Below are 18,432 nucleotides of genomic sequence, written 5' to 3'. Positions count from 1 at the left end.
CTTAAAACTCCGCTAATTTGAAATCAGCGTTTTCTTTTTCGTAAGCTAAATGTTTTTCATCTAGTTCTTGAACGAACTCGATGTTGTATGGGGTATTTTGTTCCACTAGACGGCGTGCGATCACTGCATCGTCTGCTTCAATGTACAAAGAGTGGGTTTGTTCTCTCTTTGGGTTGCGGTCTTTTGTTTCTTGGTAATAAATTTTGTAAATCATATCTTTTCTCCTTTATCTGCTTTTCGCAGTAGTCTATTTGGTTGATGAATTCGCTGCATCAAAAAATCGAGGTCCGAATAAAGTGACCTGAAAAGAAGGCTTCGAGAGCCGCTGCATGCTTTTTTCAGACAATCGTTGTGAGAAAAAAGAGAAAGCCTCGTCTTTGCTTTCCAAATGTCGTCATAAAAAATTCACCGGGTTTGTAAGTCGTTCCACTACAAGTATCCCTAGTTTATCACAGAAAAACGAATAAGTATAGAAACACGTCATTTTTGAAAAGGCTTACTGAAAGAAAATGAAACGACTATTTCCGAAGTTTACTTTTTTTCGTTGAAAGTGCATTACAATAAGAATATTCCTATGCTATAGTAGAAGTAATGAAGTAAAAAAGGAGGGGATTTTTTGAAATTAATGTGGCACTATACGATGAGAAACAAAAAACTGCTGGTTTTTAATTTCATCTGTGTTTTTGGTTTTATTTTGATTGAATTAGGTTTGCCGACGTTATTGGCAAGAATGATCGACAAAGGGATCGCCGCTGGTGATCGCGACTACATATGGAAAATGGGTGCGGCGATGATCGCGATCACCATTGTGGGGATCACGATGAACATTTTGTTAGGCTATTTCACGTCACGTATCACCACTAACATTGTGGCAGATATTCGTGACGATCTTTTTGAAAAAGTCCAAGGCTATTCACATACTGAATATGAAAAAATCGGGGTTTCATCATTGATCACCCGTGTGACCAATGATGCGTATCAAATCATGCTGTTTATGCAAAGCATCTTACGGACGGGTTTGATGACACCCATGATGTTTGTGGTCAGCTTGTACATGGTCATGCGGACAAGTACACAACTAGGATTATATGTCTTGGGGGCATTGCCGATATTGCTAATGGCAGTCATCGCCATTGCCAAAATCTCGGAACCATTATCCACCAAGCAACAAGCCAATCTAGATAAAATCAATGGCATTTTGCGGGAAAATCTCTCTGGTTTACGAGTGATCCGTGCCTTCGTCAATGAAAAATTTGAAGAAAAACGCTTTGGCAAAGTCAACCAAGCCTATGCGTCTAGTTCTCGCAGCTTGTTTCGCTTGATGGCAACGGCACAACCGGGCTTTTTCTTCTTATTCAATATCGTGATGATCTTGATTATTTGGACGGGAAGTATTCAAATCGATCAAGGGCAACTGCAAGTCGGTGACTTGATTGCGTTTATCGAATACATCTTCCATGCGCTGTTTTCTTTCATGCTGTTTGCGACCGTCTTTACGATGTATCCACGAGCAGCCGTTTCTGCTCGCCGAATCCAAGAAGCGTTAGATGCGACTTCTGAAATCAAAGAGCCAGAACAGCCAGTGACAGAAACTAAGACAAAAGGTTTCTTGGAATTTAAAAATGTTACCTTTGCTTATCCGGGACATGCGCAAAGTCCAGTGATTCGTAATGTTAGCTTTACCGCTTCACCAGGTGAAACTGTGGCGTTTATCGGTAGTACCGGGAGCGGGAAATCGACCTTGATCCAATTGATTCCGCGTTTTTACGACGTCAGTGAAGGCCACGTCTTGGTGGATGGCGTTGACGTTCGGGATTACAGTTTAACGACTTTGCGCAACAAGATCGGGTTTATCCCTCAAAAAGCGTTGCTATTTACAGGGACGATCGCAGAAAACCTGCGCTATGGGAAAGAAGATGCCACGCAAGCAGAGCTGGAACGAGCAGCCGAGATTGCGCAAGCGGCCGATTTCATTTCTCGCACACCAGATGGCTTTGATGCTCATTTGGCAGAAGGCGGAAGCAACTTCTCTGGCGGACAAAAACAACGTCTAGCGATTGCCCGTGCGGTGATTCGCCAACCAGAGATCTATATTTTTGATGATAGTTTTTCTGCATTGGATTACCAAACGGATGCAAAATTGCGGGCACGCTTGAAAAAAGAAACCACGGAATCGACCGTTTTGATCGTTGCTCAACGAGTAGGAACGATCATGAATGCCGATAAGATCGTCGTCTTGAATGAAGGCGATGTGGTTGGGATCGGTACCCACAAAGAACTGCTGCAAACTTGTCCAGTATACTACGACATTGCGGCGTCACAATTATCAGAGGAGGAGTTGGCACAATGAAAGCAATCTCTTCTTTAAAACGGTTAGGTGCTTACATCAAACCGTACAAAGTACAATTTATCCTAGTCTTGCTGTTTACAGTTGCAACCGTCGGCTTCAATGCGGCAATGCCGTATGTTTCTGGATTACCGACGACAGAGATCAGCCGCAACATCGCTGCAGGCGAAGGCGTTAATTTTGATTACGTGATCCTTTGCTTGATCTGGATCGCAGTCGTTGGTGTCGGTTACTGTTTCTCACAATTGATGTCAGGGCTGCTGATCACCAACGTTGTCCAATCTGCGATGCGAGATTTGCGGCAAGACATTGAAGAAAAAATCAATCGTCTGCCCGTTTCTTACTTCGACCGCAACCAGCAAGGGAATATCCTGTCAAGGGTGACCAATGACGTGGATGCCGTCAGCGGTGCGATGCAGCAAGCCTTGATCGGGATCGTCAATGCCTTCTTAGGAATCATTATGGCGGTTTCTATGATGTTTTATATCAATACTTACATGGCATTGGTTTCATTGATCATGATCCCAGCCTCCTTATTGATTTCTCGCACAATCGTCAAAAAGTCGCAAAAGGACTTCCAAGGCATGCAAAATGCGTTAGGAGATCTGAACGGCTACGTACAAGAAAACATGACTGGATTCAGTGTGTTGAAAGTGTATGGACGGGAAAAGCAAACACTTGAAGGGTTTAAAAACGTTAACCACCAGTTGCGCTATTATGGCTTTCGTTCTGCCTTTGTGTCAGGATTGATGATGCCACTGGTGCAAATGACTGCTTACTTTACCTATATCGCAATGGCAGTCATGGGTAGTTTTTACGTGATCAGCGGCGTGATCGTTGTTGGTCAGCTGCAAGCGTTCATTCAATACATTTGGCAAGTCAGTCAGCCAATGGGGAACATTACCCAGTTGTCTTCCGTCTTGCAAAGTGCCTCAGCAGCAGCAAAACGGGTCTTTGAAATCTTAGATGAGGAAGAAGAGCCAGTCAATCGAACCGATATCCAATTGCCGGAACAAATCAGAGGCGACGTGACCTTTGAACATGTCGGCTTTGCCTATGATCCGAAAAAACCATTGATCAAAGACTTGAACTTTGAAGTCAAAGCTGGACAAACTGTGGCGATCGTTGGACCAACAGGTGCTGGGAAAACAACCTTGATCAATTTGTTGATGCGTTTTTATGATGTCAATGAAGGGGCCATCAAGATCGACGGCATCGACACGAAGAAGATGGAACGTCACGATGTCCGCTCACTGTTTGGGATGGTTTTACAAGATGCGTGGTTGTATGAAGGCACGATCGGCGATAACATTCGCTTTGGGAAATTAGATGCCACCGATTATGAAGTCGTTGATGCAGCGAAAACCGCCAATGTGGATCACTTCATTCGTACGATGCCAGATGGCTACGAGATGATCATCAATTCTGAAGGCGACAATGTCTCTTTGGGACAAAAACAATTGTTGACCATCGCCCGGGCAGTCATCTCTGATCCGAAGATTTTGATTCTCGATGAAGCCACCAGTTCGGTAGATACCCGCTTAGAAGCGCTGATTCAAAAAGCAATGGATAAAGTGATGGAAGGTCGTACCAGCTTTGTGATCGCCCATCGTTTGTCAACGATTCGTGAAGCGGATCTGATCTTAGTGATGGATCAAGGGTCGATCATTGAAAAAGGCAATCACGAGACCTTGTTGGCAGCTGGCGGCTTTTATAGCCAACTGTATCAAAGTCAATTTTCAGAAGAAGCCGAGTAAGCCGAAAAGAGCGTCCAGTCTGACTGGCGCTCTTTTTGCATTGTAGCAAGGGTGGTGCTATAGTGAAAAAAGAAAGCGCAGATCCCTTTATGGATTGGAAGGAGAAGTTGATGGACAAAGAACAATCAGGGAATGAAACCCAAAAAACAGTTTCGCCCGCCTCGCCGCAAGCGACACCTTGTTTTGTGGCAAAAAATGCGACGATCGTAGGAAACGTGACTCTAGGAAAAGATAGTACGGTCTGGTTTCAAGCAGTGATTCGAGGCGATGCCAATCGAATCGAAATCGGCGCGCGTACCAATATTCAAGATGGAACGATCATCCACGTTGATCACGATGCCCCGACGATCGTTGAAGACGATGTGACTGTTGGGCATCAGTGTATGCTCCATGGCTGTACCATCAAAAAAGGGGCTCTGGTCGGCATGAGCTCGATCGTTTTGAATCATGCCGTGATCGGCGAAAATAGTTTGTTAGGTGCCGGTTCGTTAGTGACGGAAGGAACCGTCATTCCTCCTAATGTGTTGGCGTTTGGTCGTCCGGCACGAGTGATCCGCCCGTTGACAGAAGAAGAGATCGCCAAAAATCAGGCAAACATCACGCATTACGTGGAAAATGGGCATGCTTACCAACAAGGCCAATATGGCGAAGTCTGACGATGAACCAAAAGACGCAAAAAGGTGTACGAATTGCTTCGTACACCTTTTTATGCAAGCTTATTTCAATTTGTTTGATTCCATGATCTCGTCGATCAAGCCGTAGTCTTTGGCTTCTTGTGCGGTCATGAAGTTGTCGCGATCGGTATCGCGTTCAATCACTTCGATTGGTTGACCAGTACGTTCTGACAAGATTTTGTTCAGACGTTCGCGGGTTGCCAAAATGTGGCGGGCAGCAATTTCAATCTCAGTTGCTTGACCTTGTGCGCCACCTAATGGTTGGTGAATCATGATTTCGGCATTTGGTAACGCAAAGCGTTTGCCTTTTTCACCAGCGGTCAATAAGAATGAACCCATAGAAGCAGCCATCCCCATAACGATGGTTTGGACATCGGCTTTGATAAAGTTCATGGTATCAAAGATCGCTAGACCAGCAGTAACGCTTCCGCCAGGCGAGTTGATGTACAAGTAGATGTCTTTTTCAGAATCTTGCGCGTCTAAGAATAAAAGCTGAGCAATGATCGAGTTTGCTAAGTCATCGGTTACTTGACCACTCAACATAATGATCCGGTCTTTTAATAGACGAGAATAGATGTCATACGCTCTTTCACCGCGAGATGATTGTTCAATGACAGTAGGAATTAAATTCATAGTGATAGTCCTCCTAAAAATCGTTATAGATATAGTTTAGCATAAAGTTTTCGCAATATCTAAGAGATAGTATACCGATTAGGTCAAGAAAGGTCAAATAAAAAGTTCGTTATCTTTTTTGCGAAACTTTCAAATATGATACAATATTAAAAAAGGAATGAGGAAGGATCGAAGAATGGCAGTAGCAATAGCAGGTTTGATTGGCGTCTTAGTGGGCGCATTGTTAGTAACCATCATTTTTAATTTACGCATTCGGTATGAGGAACAAAAAGAAAAACAACGCCGTTTGTTGGAGCATAAAGTCAAAGAAATCGAAACGCTGGTTTTATTGAATCAAAAAATCAGTGAGATTCTACAAAAACGGGTCATGTTGATGGATGAGTATGTCAGCTTTGATGCCTTTGATGACTGTTATATCACCATCGATGATTTCGCCTATCTACAATCTTTTGCGGCGCAAAATAGTTTTTATCTACCGAATTTTTTCTTGGAAGAATTTTTCAAAAAAATCGGGACACGTCGGGTGATTTTGTCGCCAGAGGAAACCGTTAAGATCGGTGGGTATACGTATAAAGGCGGTCGGATCATTATGGAAAATTTCCTTGATCAATTGGTTGAAATGGTCAATGAGCGTAAAAACCAAATGAAAAACATGACGAGCGAACCGTTGACCTATTTTTCAAAAACGATTTGATTCTTCTGGTCAGTCGGTCGCCTTGGTTAAGGTAACCAAACCATAGTATCGACGATTGCACTTTTTCAACTGATCACACACACTCTTACTGCGATCATAGTAAGAGTGTTTTTCTTTGACCGAAACAAAGCGCTGTCCCCTTAAAAGGATCAAAACAAACAGAGGCTTTTTGGTTCTAGCAGATTCCATGGTAAAATAAAGAGTGAGAATGGAGTGAAAGAATGATGGTACAAATCGTTGCCCACCGCGGGAGTAGCGGCAACCGACCTGAAAACACGCTACCGGCATTTGCGGAAGCGGTGCGGGTCAAAGCTGATATCATTGAGTTAGATGTGCATCTATCAAAAGATGGCGGCTTGATCGTCATGCATGATGAAACGGTTGATCGAACGACCAACGGCAAAGGTCGGATCTGTGACCTGACGGTTGCTGAACTAAAAGAACTCAATGCCGGCAGCTGGTTTTCTGAGGAATTCCAAGCCGCCAAAGTCCCCACGCTAAAAGAAGTGTTGGATTTACTTGCAGCGAAGAATTATCGTGGCATTTTGACGATTGAATTAAAAACCGATCATTATGAGTATGAAGGAATCGAAGCCAAAGTATCCGACTTATTGAATAGCCAAGAATGGCCTTTTACTCATTGGTATTGTTCCTTCAATATCGAGACTTTGGATCGGATGCATGCGATCGAACCGGATGCGATCCTTGATTTTATTATGGGACGCGGGGAAGACAAACCACCGTTGGCGCTCAGCCGACCGTATATCGAAGGAATTCATCCGGCCTATCGCTGGGTCCAAGAGACAGCAACGGTCTTGACTGATTTTCCGATTGCGATCCGTCCGTGGACTGTCAATGAAGAAGCGGCGATTCGCACCTGCTTGGCTTTGGGGGTGACCGGGATCATCACCGATTTTCCAGAAAACGCTCGGGCAATTGTGCAGCAGGTCCGCGAGGAAACAAAAGGATGAAAAAAGTCTTAGTGATCGTGGGACCGACCGCAGTCGGTAAAACCGCCTTGAGTATCCAATTAGCTCAAAAATACCATGGGGAGATCATCAGCGGGGATTCCATGCAAATTTATCGACAATTAGATATCGGTACCGCCAAAGTGACGAAGGAAGAAATGGCAGGGATTCCTCATCATTTGATCGATATTCTTGCAATGACGGAAACGTATTCTGCGGCTGATTTCCAGCAAATGGGGCGTGAGGCCATTGAGACGATCCAGCAGCAAGGAAAGCTGCCGATCGTTGTGGGGGGGACAGGGCTATACATCCAAGCGCTTTTGTATGACTTTCGTTTAGGGGCAGAAGAAGGCGACCCAACGATTCGTCAGCGCTATGAACAAGAAGCAGCAGCCATCGGCAAAGAAGCTCTATGGCAAAAGCTGCAGGCGGTCGATCCCTTGGCAGCAGCGAAGATCCACTACAACAATGAGCGGAAAGTGATTCGTGCGTTGGAGGTTTTTGAAATGACTGGCGAAAGTATTGCTGCACCAAAAGAAACACCGCAAGTTTTGTACGATTTCTTCATGATCGGTTTAACCACTGAGCGAGAATTGTTATACCAGCGAATCAATCAGCGAGTGGACTTAATGATGGATCAAGGCTTGATCGAAGAAGCAAAAGCTGTTTTGCAGTATCCAGAAACGCAAGCCGCCAAAGGGATCGGCTACAAGGAATTTTTGCCCTATTTTCACGGGCAGGCCACATTGGATGAAACAATTGAGCAAATCAAGCAAAACTCACGCCGCTATGCCAAGCGGCAGCTGACGTGGTTCAATAACCGAGCACAGCCCCGATGGATTGATTTAGTGAGACAACCTGAAGAACAACGTACCCTTGAAACAGAAATCAACCAATGGTTGGAGGAGAAAAGATGAGCCAAGAACGTGTGATTCTTGTCGGAGTAGAAACGGAGAAAAACTATCTTCATTTTGATTCGTCAATGAAAGAATTGAAAAGCTTAACAAAAACCGCCAATGGTGAAGTTGTTTTTTCACTGGTGCAAAAACGGCAGCAAGTCGATCGACAAACCGTGATTGGCAAGGGGAAAGTTGCGGAATTGCAGCAGTTGGCAGAAGCACATGAAGCAGATCTAGTGATCTTCAATCATGAACTGACACCAAGGCAAAGCCAGTTGATCGGTGATGCGCTAGAAGTGCCAGTGATTGATCGCGTCCAGCTGATCCTCGATATTTTTGCGATGCGTGCCCGTTCCAAAGAAGGAAAGCTGCAAGTAGAATTGGCGCAGCTGGATTATTTGCTTCCACGTTTGATAGGGCAAGGAAAGAACATGTCTCGGCTGGGGGGCGGAATCGGAACGAGAGGGCCAGGGGAAACCAAGCTGGAGACCGATCGTCGACACATCCGCAACCGCATCACCATCATCAAACGGGAATTGAAGGAAGTGGCCGCCCATCGAGACCGGACACGCCAAAAGCGCAAAGACAGCCAAGTCTTTCAAATGGGCTTGATTGGTTATACCAATGCCGGAAAATCAACTATTTTAAATATTTTGACCAGTGCGGATACGTATGAACAAGACCAGCTGTTCGCAACACTCGATCCGTTGACGAAACGCTGGCGGATGCCGGAAGGATTTGAAGTCACCATTACCGATACGGTTGGCTTTATCCAAGAATTGCCGACCCAATTGATCGATGCGTTTCATTCCACACTGGAAGAAAGTCAAAACATGGACTTCTTGCTGCATGTCGTCGATGCCAGTTCCGAAGAACGGGTTCAGCAAGAGGAGACCGTCTTGAAGTTAATGGAAGAACTTTCTTTGACCCAATTACCGATGTTGACGGTCTATAATAAGGCGGATCGCATCGACGCCGATCAGTTTGTCCCAACGCTCTTTCCCAACGTCTTGATTTCGGCAAAGAGTACCAAAGGCAAAGAACGCTTGACTCAGGCGATCAAAATGGAGTTGATGCAGATCATGCAGCCTTATCATCTGGTTCTGCAAGCCGATGAAGGCAATGCGCTGAATCGTTTAAAACGGGAGTCACTAGTTTTGAGCAATGCCTTCGATGAAGCAACACAGACCTATCATATCAAAGGATTTGCGCTTGAGGATACCTATCCACTACGCAGAATGGCGCAAGAACAGGAATAAGCAGAAACGGTGCAACCGATGCACCGTTTTTTTGTCGTGACAAAATTATGAAGTATAAGTGGTTTGGCTTGCTTTGAACGCAAAAACCGAACATTTTTGGCTAAAGCACCATTTCTTCCATAAAAACAACTGCTTGAACATACGATCAAATCAAGGACCTAATGAAAAAATCAAAAAAATTTGCATTCATGTCACTTTTTCTAACATGAGGGGTTGACACGCAAAAAAAGAATTGGTATAGTTTCCATAAAGTTACGCAGCATCATTGAAACGGAGGGGAGCCAAGTTATGCGGGAAAAAGAATTGCGGCGCTCAATGTCAGTCTTTCCTATCGGAACAGTCATGAAATTGACCGATCTCACCGCCCGTCAAATTCGTTATTACGAAGAACAAGAATTGATCCACCCGGAACGCAGCGATGGCAATCGACGCATGTATTCGCTGAATGATATTGATACCTTGCTAGAGATCAAAGACTATCTTTCCGATGGACTGAACATGGCTGGGATCAAACGAGTTTATGAAATGAAAGTTGCCAAAGAAAAAGAAGCGAAGAACAAACCGCCGCTGACCGATGAAGATGTTCGTCGAATTTTTTATGATGAACTCTTGGCTCAAGGTGGATTGAATCAACAACAGCCATACCAGCAAAAAGGTCCACGAATGTAGAACATTTGTAGATCATTGCTGTGATATAAAAAAAGAATTGGGAAAAAGGAAGGGATACTATGCCAAAATTTGAAAGAACCGCCGAAGACATCAAACAAATCGTAAAGGATGAGAACGTGCGCTTTTTACGCTTGATGTTTACTGATATTTTAGGAACAAACAAGAACGTTGAAGTACCTGTAAGTCAATTAGATAAAGTACTGGAAAACAAAATGATGTTTGACGGTTCTTCTATTGAAGGATTTGTCCGTATTGAAGAAAGTGACATGTATCTGTATCCTGATTTGTCGACATGGATGATCTTCCCTTGGGAAAGTGAACATGGCAAAGTGGCTCGTTTGATCTGTGATATCTACAATCCAGATGGCACCCCATTTGCAGGCGACCCTCGCGGCAACTTAAAACGGGCATTAGCGGACATGCAATCCCTTGGCTTTACTTCTTTCAATCTTGGACCAGAACCAGAATTTTTCCTATTCAAATTAGATGAAGCAGGCGAAATCACAACGGAATTAAACGACAAAGGCGGCTACTTCGATTTTGCCCCAACCGATCTAGGGGAAAACTGCCGTCGCGATATCGTATTAGAATTAGAAAGCCTTGGCTTTGAAGTTGAAGCGTCTCACCATGAGGTAGCACCAGGGCAACACGAGATCGATTTTAAATATGCGGATGCAGTGGAAGCATGTGACAACATCCAAACCTTCAAACTTGTCGTGAAAACTATTGCTCGTAAACACGGCTTGCATGCAACCTTCATGCCAAAACCATTATTCGGCATCAACGGTTCAGGCATGCACTGCAACATGTCCTTGTTCAAAGGCGATGAAAATGTCTTCTTTGATGAAGAAGGGCCAATGCAATTAAGCCAAACAGCGTATCACTTCTTAGGCGGTTTGATCGAACACGCCCGTGCTTACACAGCTGTCTGCAACCCAACCGTCAACTCCTACAAACGCTTAGTGCCAGGTTACGAAGCGCCTGTATACGTGGCATGGTCAGGACGCAACCGTTCACCATTGATTCGGGTACCAGAATCAAGAGGCTTGTCAACGCGTTTGGAATTGCGTTCGGTTGACCCATCAGCCAACCCATACTTAGCAATGGCTGTTTTACTGCAAGCAGGACTTGATGGCGTTAGACGTGAGTTGACACCACCACCAGCAGTCGACCGCAACATCTACATCATGAACGAAACAGAACGTGCAGAAGCACAAATCGAAGATCTGCCATCAACGATCCACAATGCCATCAAAGCATTGCGCAAAGATCAAGTGATGATCGATGCTTTAGGCAAACACATCTATGCCAACTTTGTCGAAGCAAAACGATTAGAATGGGCAGCCTTCCGCCAAACAGTCTCCGAGTGGGAAAGAGAACAATACTTGGAACTATACTAAAATCGCAAGAAAACCGCTAGAGATAAACAATCTAGCGGTTTTTTTATGATGAACTCAGCTTTTATCCTAATAATTCTCGGTTTATTTATTTCCGATAGTCAATAACTGGTTGATCAAAATTTGAACAGAAAAACATTGCGAAGCTAGAGCGGTTCTGTCTATAAGGCGCGTAAATTTTGCCTGATCATTGGGAAAAAATAAAAAAATACCAGTCGGGCGAGGACTGGTAAGAGGAAGAAAAATAGTTTTGGTATAAAGCTAGCATAGCCGGTCAAAGTAAAATGAACCTTAAAAAGTAGAAAGTTTCTTGTAAGAAGTCCTTATTCGTCAAAGGTTTCCAGCTCAGACAGTATTTTTGCTGGGACTTCTGATTGAGGGACTTCATTGGGACCCGAGATGACACGGGTTTTACTGATCTCTGCTTTGACTAAGGTATTTGGCGCGAATGGCTTCACATTTTCACCAGAAAGATCATAGGTCATGAGTTCTTTCTCGCCGTTTTTCTTAACAAACTCAAACGTGTACTTATACGTAAAGGAGCCATCGATTTTTTCACCGGAATCGCTGTACGTTTGGGTCTTTTCTGGGACTTTGTTGGGCGTGATGGCATAGGCCGTTATCCCTTGATAAGTTGTTGTATAGTAAGTGTAGCCAAAATAGCCACCTACTGCTAAAATCAAAACGCCAAGCGTCAAAAGTAGTTTTTTCATGTGCATCGATCCTTTCAATTACTGGGTTTACTATAGCATGATGGAGCCAAAATCATTCATCGAAATGGATAACAATATTGTAAGTTTACTGTTTATTATCAAAAAGCTTGTAATTTTCTGTTTAACAATTGTGATAATGAAAAACATTTCTGAAACCTTCCTGCAACATTGTAATGTTATTCTCTTACTTGTGCCCGATAGCGGGACAAATAATCAAAAGAGAGGTTTTTTCATTTGAAAAAATTTGCATTTACAGTTGTTGCAGGATTTGGTTTATTCGTTGGAGGAACAGTTGTTTCAGCAGCAGAACAAACCCATGTTGTCGAACCAGGAGACACCCTATCTGGGATCGCTGCTACTTATCAAACAACGATCGAAGACCTTTTAGCTTTGAATGATTCGATCGAAAATCCAAATATGATTTTTGATGGCGAAACATTGTTGGTTTCTAACGATGGCCAATCAGTAGAAAACAAAGAAACAAGTACGAAAGAAAGCACAGAAAAAAGTGAATCTACAGCGACTGCTAACGTGAGTCAAACCCGTTCAAGCATTCCTGGTGCTGGTTCTGGAGTCTTGAATCCAGTGGATGGGATCAACTACTTCAATGGTGTGAGAGAATCGTACTACTCACAAAAAGTTTTGCCAGGAGGCGGATTGAACATCCCTGGACGCCATGTAGCCTCTGACGGAACGATCCGTGATGCCGATGGGTACATCGTTGTTGCCAGCGACAATCAACCGAAAGGATCGACTGGTCAATCATCTTTAGGTGCCTATAAAGTCTATGACACAGGTGTCGGTCATAGCGGTATTGATGTTTATACGAATTGGTAAGCAAGTAGAATACGAGTAGAGACGAGCTCATTCCAGAGCTCGTCTTTTTTTGATTGGTGATAAAGAAAAAATCGTCATCTGGTCTAGACTAATTATTGTAATCAAACACAACCTGTGGTATTATTGGACTATACCAAATAGAAACGGAGCGCTGATCATGGAAATTATTCGCGTTAAAGATGCTGCTCAAGGCGGAAAGAAAGCTTTTGAATTGATACAAGAAGGTATGGCAAATGGCGCCAAAGTGCTAGGTTTAGCAACAGGAAGCACGCCAGAGACCCTTTATGCAGAAATGACTGCCAGTGAAGTTGATTTTTCAGAAATGACTTCAGTCAACTTAGATGAATATGTTGGATTAGGCGGCGAAGACGAACAAAGCTATCGTTACTTCATGAATGCACATTTATTCAACAAAAAACCATTCAAAGAAACCTTCGTACCAAACGGCAAAGCGGAAGATTTAGAAGCAGAATGCCAACGCTACGATAGCGTGATTGCGGATCACCCAGTTGATATCCAAATCTTGGGTATTGGTCAAAACGGACATATCGGCTTCAACGAACCTGGTGCATCCTTTGAAGGAACGACCTCAGTCGTTGATTTGACTGAATCGACCATCAATGCCAACAAACGCTACTTTGATAAAGTCGAAGACGTCCCAACGACGGCAATTTCCATGGGGATCGGTTCAATCATGCAAAGCAAAAAGATCATTTTGATGGCATTTGGCGAAGTCAAAGCGGATGCGATCCAAAAAATGATCGAAGGACCCGTAACCAACGAATTACCAGCTTCAGTTTTACAAAAGCATGATGACGTGATCGTGATCATCGATGAGGCTGCTGCCAGCAACCTGTAAAACAAAATCAGCCCTTTTCAGAAATAAGTCAGAAGGAAAACGCGCCATCCTTGCAGCTTCCCCCTGCGCTTGTGCAGTAATGCCAGCGCAGCTGCGAGCGATGGTTCGGATCTATCTTGCTTATTTCTGAGGAGGCTTTTTTTATTTGGCCGCTCTAGCGATGTTTTTTCCTTTTTTCCATCAGAGATGCTATAGTTAAAAGAGAGAATACGAAGAAAAGAGGGATGCAAATGGTTGATATGCATTTATCCATTCCTGAAGTAGCACTGAGGTTGCTGTTGGCGATGGTCATGGGTGGCGCGATTGGGTACGAGCGGCAGTACAAAAGCCGACCAGCTGGTCTTAGAACCCATATCTTGGTTTGCATGGGGGCTTGTGTCATTGCTTTGATCCAAGTGGAGATCGCCACAGGTGCCATGCGAGATGCGCTGGATCATCCAGATTTAGCAGGCGTGATTCGTTCGGACGAAGCACGATTGATCGCACAAGTCGTCAGCGGGGTCGGTTTTCTAGGCGCCGGAACGATCATTGTGACGAAGCGCTCGGTGACGGGGTTGACGACGGCTGCTTCCTTATGGGCGATCGCCGGTTTAGGAATTGCCATCGGGATGGGCTTTTACACCATCGCATTAAGCAGTTTTATCGGGATCTTCTTTGCATTGACGATCGTTAAGCGGATCGTCCGCGTACCAACAGCAAAGAAATTGGAGATCCAATACATTCATCGTACCGAGACCAAAGAGTTTTTGACGGAGTACTTCCAAGAGAAAAATATCGTGATCGAAGATGTCAATTTTGATGTCAAATTCATGGAAGACTATCGCATTTATACCAACATTTATACGATTGATCTCCCGCGAGGACTAGGCTTTTCTGAAGTGATCGAAGAATTGTCTGTCTACAAAAATGTCACGAAGATCCGCTTGGTGGATATTGCTTAACGGATATTGAATCAAAAAGCAGCAAGACACCTCACATTAGTGAGATGCCTTGCTGCTTTTTTATGATGCGTTAGACATTTTTAAGTAAAAGAAACACACAGTCAAAATAACGATCACTATTGAAGTCAGCAAATTGACCCCTTCATTCGTTACAAAGGAAAGACCGCCGACTTGCTTGGTCGCAACGTCGTGGTGGACTTTTTTTTCGGTGTATTGGTGACAGACAGGGCATTGATAGCGCACCTGAATCGCTGCGCCCAGTAAGCTGTCCAAAAGACTACCGCAAAAGCCTAAAGCAGTCAAAGTCAACCAGAGATCAAGGGAGAACGGCTTGCCGTTCAACCATAAGGCTGCTGCGAATAAACCAGTGATGGCGAGACTCCCTGCTAGGGAAGCGGCAGTTCCCAACCAACTGACACCGCCGGAAAGTCCCGGTGGTAATTTTTTTTCCGTTAGTAAGTGACGCGGTGGACTTGGACTCAGCACGCCGATTTCTGAGCCCCAAGTGTCAGCCGTACAGCTAGCGATTCCCGCCACAAATCCCCAAAGGAATAGCGGTTCTTTCGTCCCAAAGGCAAGCAGGAGCGCAAAGATACTGGGTGCGATGTTCGCAAAGACTTGTTTTGCATCACGGCGAGCACCTTTGGCAAGCACCGCTGACTCTGGCTGACGGCGCATTTTCTTTAAAAGACCAATGATGCCAGAGCTGGCAAAGAAAAAGCCAATCAAAAAGATGCTGTACCACGGACCAAAGCCAATAACCAGTGTGCCGCAAAGAATCGCAGCCAGTGCGCCAGAAATAGTCAGCCACTGAAAGACGAATGCTGCCGCTGCAACGAATATGCTGGCAAACAATCCTAGCATGAATTGATAAAAGAAAACCATTTGAACACTCCTTTGCGTATAGTGTAGCATAGGTCTCATTTATTTTACCGCAGTTAACAAAAAAATAGTAAGGAAGATAGCTTTTTACTCGTCAAATGAGAGCGTTTCATTTAAGCTAAGGGAGAGAGGTGATCCAATGAAAATCATTATCGTAGGCGGGTCCTTTGGTGGTGTCAGCTGCGCCCGTGAAGCACGCCGATTATACCCTGACGCAGAGATTTTATTGATAGAAAAAAAAGCCCATCTTGGGTTTGTTCCAAGCGGTTTGTTATTGCTGATCGAAGGCAGGATCGCTTCACTGGATGAAGCATTCTTTTGTACGAAGGAGCAGCTGGAGGCAGAAACAATCGACGTAGCCTTAGAAGAAACCTTTCTAGAAGTCTTTCCTTCTGATCATCGGATTCGGACGGATCAGCGGGAACTAAGCTATGATCGACTCGTCTTGGCGGCAGGTTCCAGTCAAGATTCCACTGTTTTGCCGCAACCAGAAGAAGCACTACTGACCTACAAAGAATATGAAGCAGCGAAGCATTTCTTACAGCAATTGCCCCAAGCAGAGTCGATTACCATCGTCGGTGCTGGTCAAGCCGGGATGGAAGTGGCGAATACCTTAACGATGATCGGCAAAAAAGTCAGTGTGATCGAATCAATGTCGTATCCTTTATTCAAATACTTTGATCGCGATTTTTTGCAGCCCTTTTTAACGAAGATCGAAAAAATCCCCAACTTGCAGCTGCATTGGTCGGAGCCAACTTTGGCAGTCGTTAAAACGGAAACAGGCTTTCGGATCGAAACCGCCGATCAAGGTTATGAAAGCGATCTGGTATTGACGACAGTTAACGTTCATCCTCGCTTGCCAGAGGCATTTACGGTCTTTGAATTACACAGTGATCAAACTATCTGGACAGATGCCTACTTGGAAACTTCTGCCACGGATATTTTTGCGGTCGGCGACTTGATCCAAATTCCAAATGCTATTACGAAAGACACGGTCTACATGCCCTTAGTCAATAATGCTGTTCGCTCAGGGATTGCGGCAGCTCGCAATCTAGCAAACAAAACGACCCCGTTTCGTGGTGGATTGCGGACAGTCGGTACACAATTGTTTGAGTGGTATTTAGCCAGTACCGGCTTGACCGAGTCGGATCAGTTTTTCTATGAATCACCGATCGTTAGTCACACTTTTACGGCTACCGTTTCCCTTTTTGATTCGACGCAGGTTCATGGAAAAGTGATGATCGAACAAGCCAGCGGTCGAATCGTTGGTGCACAGCTTTTATCAAAAGCCAATATTTTGGAAAAAATCAATTTACTAGCGTTTGCGATCGAGCAGCAGGCAACGATGGAGGAGCTGACCCAAAAAGACTTTTTCTTCCATCCACGGTTCACGAATGTGTTGGATCAAACCTTCATATGGTCGGGAAGTGATGCCGATGAGACTTGATCAGTTATTAGAAAAAAAAGAAGCAAAACAATTGCAGCTGCTCAAAAAACTTTTACTAGTTGGCGGTCAAATGGAGCTACATGAATTAGCGCTCTATCTTGGCATCAGTAAGCCTTCTCTGGAAAAGTATGTGGATGAGCTGCAAGATGAGTTGACGCACTATCATGAGCAGTGTCGATTGTATTACCGAAATGGTTCACTGGTTTTTGAAATGAGTCCCACCTTTTCTCTTAACCAAATTGAATGGGCATTTTATCGTTCGGCCTTGAAATTTCAAATTCTCGAGCATCTTTTACAACATCAAGAAGTGACAACTGTCCAGCTGGCACAAAAATTAACAGTCAGCGAGTCATCCTTGTTTCGCAAAATCAAAGAGCTAAATGGTTTGCTAGCAGAATTTGAGTTAGAGATCTGGCAAGGAAAGCTGATTGGAGAAGAAACCCAAATTCGTTATTTCTATTTTGAACTCTTTTGGTATGTTCATTCTTTTGACAGTCAGCCATTGCCGATCGATGAGAAATATGTCGGTCTGATCACTCGCGGCCTGAACATGCGCTTTACGAAAGAAGCCCAGCAGCGCTTGTCCCTATGGCTGAGGATCATGAAGGCGCGACTTAAAATTGCTACTCAATCCTTTCAAGTTTTACGGGAGAAAATGGCACCTTACATGAAAGACCCTTTGTTTCAACAATTACGTGAGTTGGTATTTCGTGGCTTTGGCCATTACGCATTAGAAGTCAGAGAAGAGGAGGCGATGCTGCATTTTGTCTTTTTGTTGTCGTTCTCGGTGTTATCCGAACACGATCTGCAGGTGTATATGCTGCAGCGTTCTCGGTTTACGCCAACTGCCTTGACGGATACATTGATTTTGGAACATATTTTGCATCTTTACCGCCCATCGTTTGTTCCTCGTGAAATGGAAGCCACTTGCTATGGTCACCTGCTGCAGATCCACAGCCGCGTCTATTTTTTCAAAGGGGATGTGGAGGTTTTTGATCGAGAAAATATTTGGCAGTTAGAAGCGCAGTTATCCAGCCGCAACATTCAGCAAATCAGTCATGAACTATTAGGTAAGGCCTTAACAGAGTTAAATATCAAGCCGTCCGAGAAAAATAGTCTACTGATGATGACGATGGTCAAATACTTGAGTGTCATCACGATCATCGACTATCAAATCAATCGAGAATTTCGTGTTGGGATCGCCTTGAAAATGGATGAGCTATTTAAAGAAGCTCTCTATTATATGTGGCTGCTGTATCTCAAAAATTTGAATGGCGTAGTTGTCGAACGCTATCGTCCAGAACAAGAATATGATTTGATCTTGGCGAATTACGCCATCGAGACCAAAACACCGACTTATCGAATCAGTGAATTAGGGACTGCTTATGATCGTGAGACAATCAAAAAAATGATCCGTGAACGCTTTAAATAGTGGATTTCGTCAATTTCTTAGAGA

At 44.2% G+C, this 18,432-nt stretch carries 18 protein-coding genes; 14 read left to right on the top strand and 4 right to left on the bottom strand.

The genetic code is table 11. The features are described from left to right. Position 1 precedes the first annotated feature (1 nt). A complete protein-coding gene (locus IGI89_RS01780) occupies positions 2 to 214 on the bottom strand; it encodes a DNA-directed RNA polymerase subunit epsilon (RefSeq protein ID WP_005225157.1) in 213 nt (70 codons plus the stop codon). 402 nt (positions 215 to 616) lie between these two features. On the opposite strand from IGI89_RS01780, the gene IGI89_RS01775 reads away from it, so the two are divergent. From IGI89_RS01775 to IGI89_RS01765, 3 genes are all read left to right on the top strand, one after another. Then, a complete protein-coding gene (locus tag IGI89_RS01775; RefSeq protein ID WP_420694651.1) occupies positions 617 to 2,350 on the top strand; it encodes an ABC transporter ATP-binding protein in 1,734 nt (577 codons plus the stop codon). Further along, entirely contained in the window at positions 2,347 to 4,104 is a 1,758-nt protein-coding gene (locus tag IGI89_RS01770) for an ABC transporter ATP-binding protein (RefSeq protein ID WP_005237514.1), read from the top strand. Before IGI89_RS01775 ends, IGI89_RS01770 begins: the two co-directional genes overlap by 4 nt. A gap of 62 nt (positions 4,105 to 4,166) precedes the next feature. After that, positions 4,167 to 4,760: a gamma carbonic anhydrase family protein gene (locus tag IGI89_RS01765; protein ID WP_016611938.1), complete on the top strand. Its 594-nt coding sequence runs from the start codon at positions 4,167 to 4,169 to the stop codon at positions 4,758 to 4,760. A gap of 60 nt (positions 4,761 to 4,820) precedes the next feature. Here IGI89_RS01765 and clpP read toward each other — a convergent pair whose 3' ends face one another. After that, positions 4,821 to 5,411, bottom strand: coding sequence for an ATP-dependent Clp endopeptidase proteolytic subunit ClpP (gene clpP / locus IGI89_RS01760; RefSeq protein WP_005225161.1), 591 nt, complete (start codon positions 5,409 to 5,411; stop codon positions 4,821 to 4,823). Between the two features lie 175 nt (positions 5,412 to 5,586). On the opposite strand from clpP, the gene IGI89_RS01755 reads away from it, so the two are divergent. The 6 genes from IGI89_RS01755 (at position 5,587) to glnA (ending at position 11,300) form a co-directional block, all read left to right on the top strand. Further along, positions 5,587 to 6,105 (top strand): hypothetical protein, encoded by a 519-nt coding sequence (locus IGI89_RS01755; RefSeq protein ID WP_008377057.1) that lies wholly within the window; start codon positions 5,587 to 5,589, stop codon positions 6,103 to 6,105. Positions 6,106 to 6,326: 221 nt separating this feature from the next. Further along, positions 6,327 to 7,076, top strand: coding sequence for a glycerophosphodiester phosphodiesterase (locus IGI89_RS01750; protein ID WP_087665118.1), 750 nt, complete (start codon positions 6,327 to 6,329; stop codon positions 7,074 to 7,076). After that, positions 7,073 to 7,990 carry a tRNA (adenosine(37)-N6)-dimethylallyltransferase MiaA gene (miaA, locus tag IGI89_RS01745; RefSeq protein ID WP_438735213.1) on the top strand — a complete coding sequence of 306 codons (918 nt, stop codon included), beginning with the start codon at positions 7,073 to 7,075 and terminating at the stop codon, positions 7,988 to 7,990. Before IGI89_RS01750 ends, miaA begins: the two co-directional genes overlap by 4 nt. After that, a complete protein-coding gene (gene hflX / locus IGI89_RS01740) occupies positions 7,987 to 9,231 on the top strand; it encodes a GTPase HflX (RefSeq protein WP_005225165.1) in 1,245 nt (414 codons plus the stop codon). Before miaA ends, hflX begins: the two co-directional genes overlap by 4 nt. Before the next feature lie 288 nt (positions 9,232 to 9,519). Beyond that, positions 9,520 to 9,900: a MerR family transcriptional regulator gene (locus tag IGI89_RS01735; protein ID WP_005225166.1), complete on the top strand. Its 381-nt coding sequence runs from the start codon at positions 9,520 to 9,522 to the stop codon at positions 9,898 to 9,900. Positions 9,901 to 9,959: 59 nt separating this feature from the next. Further along, entirely contained in the window at positions 9,960 to 11,300 is a 1,341-nt protein-coding gene (glnA, locus tag IGI89_RS01730; RefSeq protein ID WP_005225167.1) for a type I glutamate--ammonia ligase, read from the top strand. Between the two features lie 320 nt (positions 11,301 to 11,620). On the opposite strand, the gene IGI89_RS01725 is transcribed toward glnA, so the two are convergent. Continuing rightward, positions 11,621 to 12,010, bottom strand: coding sequence for a DUF1093 domain-containing protein (locus tag IGI89_RS01725; RefSeq protein WP_005237494.1), 390 nt, complete (start codon positions 12,008 to 12,010; stop codon positions 11,621 to 11,623). Between the two features lie 234 nt (positions 12,011 to 12,244). Between IGI89_RS01725 and IGI89_RS01720 the strand changes: the two genes are divergently transcribed. The 3 genes from IGI89_RS01720 to IGI89_RS01710 all read left to right on the top strand — a co-directional run bounded on the left by IGI89_RS01720 (position 12,245) and on the right by IGI89_RS01710 (position 14,647). Further along, positions 12,245 to 12,847: a LysM peptidoglycan-binding domain-containing protein gene (locus IGI89_RS01720; protein ID WP_016620555.1), complete on the top strand. Its 603-nt coding sequence runs from the start codon at positions 12,245 to 12,247 to the stop codon at positions 12,845 to 12,847. A gap of 157 nt (positions 12,848 to 13,004) precedes the next feature. Then, entirely contained in the window at positions 13,005 to 13,706 is a 702-nt protein-coding gene (gene nagB / locus IGI89_RS01715) for a glucosamine-6-phosphate deaminase (protein WP_005225171.1), read from the top strand. 230 nt (positions 13,707 to 13,936) lie between these two features. Further along, positions 13,937 to 14,647 (top strand): MgtC/SapB family protein, encoded by a 711-nt coding sequence (locus IGI89_RS01710; RefSeq protein ID WP_008377072.1) that lies wholly within the window; start codon positions 13,937 to 13,939, stop codon positions 14,645 to 14,647. Between the two features lie 60 nt (positions 14,648 to 14,707). Here IGI89_RS01710 and IGI89_RS01705 read toward each other — a convergent pair whose 3' ends face one another. After that, positions 14,708 to 15,532, bottom strand: a complete 825-nt coding sequence (locus tag IGI89_RS01705) for a DUF92 domain-containing protein (RefSeq protein WP_438735211.1) — start codon at positions 15,530 to 15,532, stop codon at positions 14,708 to 14,710. 136 nt (positions 15,533 to 15,668) lie between these two features. On the opposite strand from IGI89_RS01705, the gene IGI89_RS01700 reads away from it, so the two are divergent. Together IGI89_RS01700 and IGI89_RS01695 are read left to right on the top strand one after the other, a co-directional pair. After that, positions 15,669 to 16,976: an FAD-dependent oxidoreductase gene (locus IGI89_RS01700; RefSeq protein WP_438735210.1), complete on the top strand. Its 1,308-nt coding sequence runs from the start codon at positions 15,669 to 15,671 to the stop codon at positions 16,974 to 16,976. Beyond that, positions 16,966 to 18,408 carry a helix-turn-helix domain-containing protein gene (locus tag IGI89_RS01695; protein ID WP_016611958.1) on the top strand — a complete coding sequence of 481 codons (1,443 nt, stop codon included), beginning with the start codon at positions 16,966 to 16,968 and terminating at the stop codon, positions 18,406 to 18,408. The genes IGI89_RS01700 and IGI89_RS01695 overlap by 11 nt, the downstream gene beginning before the upstream one ends. Positions 18,409 to 18,432 lie beyond the last annotated feature (24 nt).

The sequence above is a fragment of the Enterococcus sp. AZ141 genome (assembly GCF_051714385.1).
GTDB classification, from domain to species: Bacteria; Bacillota; Bacilli; order Lactobacillales; family Enterococcaceae; genus Enterococcus_D; species Enterococcus_D entomosocium.
The sequence above is the reverse complement of the archived record's forward strand: the minus strand, read 5'-3'. Positions and strand labels throughout refer to the sequence as shown.

What these genes read in the sequence shown, in the direction of transcription:
- IGI89_RS01710 (WP_008377072.1), top strand. Translation starts at nt 13,937, where the DNA reads ATGGTTGATATGCATTTATCCATTCCTGAAGTAGCACTGAGGTTGCTG.
- IGI89_RS01770 (WP_005237514.1), top strand. Translation starts at nt 2,347, where the DNA reads ATGAAAGCAATCTCTTCTTTAAAACGGTTAGGTGCTTACATCAAACCG.
- IGI89_RS01725 (WP_005237494.1), bottom strand. Translation starts at nt 12,010, where the DNA reads ATGAAAAAACTACTTTTGACGCTTGGCGTTTTGATTTTAGCAGTAGGT.
- IGI89_RS01735 (WP_005225166.1), top strand. Translation starts at nt 9,520, where the DNA reads ATGCGGGAAAAAGAATTGCGGCGCTCAATGTCAGTCTTTCCTATCGGA.
- IGI89_RS01700 (WP_438735210.1), top strand. Translation starts at nt 15,669, where the DNA reads ATGAAAATCATTATCGTAGGCGGGTCCTTTGGTGGTGTCAGCTGCGCC.
- glnA (WP_005225167.1), top strand. Translation starts at nt 9,960, where the DNA reads ATGCCAAAATTTGAAAGAACCGCCGAAGACATCAAACAAATCGTAAAG.
- IGI89_RS01780 (WP_005225157.1), bottom strand. Translation starts at nt 214, where the DNA reads ATGATTTACAAAATTTATTACCAAGAAACAAAAGACCGCAACCCAAAG.
- IGI89_RS01750 (WP_087665118.1), top strand. Translation starts at nt 6,327, where the DNA reads ATGATGGTACAAATCGTTGCCCACCGCGGGAGTAGCGGCAACCGACCT.
- IGI89_RS01695 (WP_016611958.1), top strand. Translation starts at nt 16,966, where the DNA reads ATGAGACTTGATCAGTTATTAGAAAAAAAAGAAGCAAAACAATTGCAG.
- nagB (WP_005225171.1), top strand. Translation starts at nt 13,005, where the DNA reads ATGGAAATTATTCGCGTTAAAGATGCTGCTCAAGGCGGAAAGAAAGCT.
- hflX (WP_005225165.1), top strand. Translation starts at nt 7,987, where the DNA reads ATGAGCCAAGAACGTGTGATTCTTGTCGGAGTAGAAACGGAGAAAAAC.
- IGI89_RS01705 (WP_438735211.1), bottom strand. Translation starts at nt 15,532, where the DNA reads ATGGTTTTCTTTTATCAATTCATGCTAGGATTGTTTGCCAGCATATTC.
- IGI89_RS01755 (WP_008377057.1), top strand. Translation starts at nt 5,587, where the DNA reads ATGGCAGTAGCAATAGCAGGTTTGATTGGCGTCTTAGTGGGCGCATTG.
- miaA (WP_438735213.1), top strand. Translation starts at nt 7,073, where the DNA reads ATGAAAAAAGTCTTAGTGATCGTGGGACCGACCGCAGTCGGTAAAACC.
- clpP (WP_005225161.1), bottom strand. Translation starts at nt 5,411, where the DNA reads ATGAATTTAATTCCTACTGTCATTGAACAATCATCTCGCGGTGAAAGA.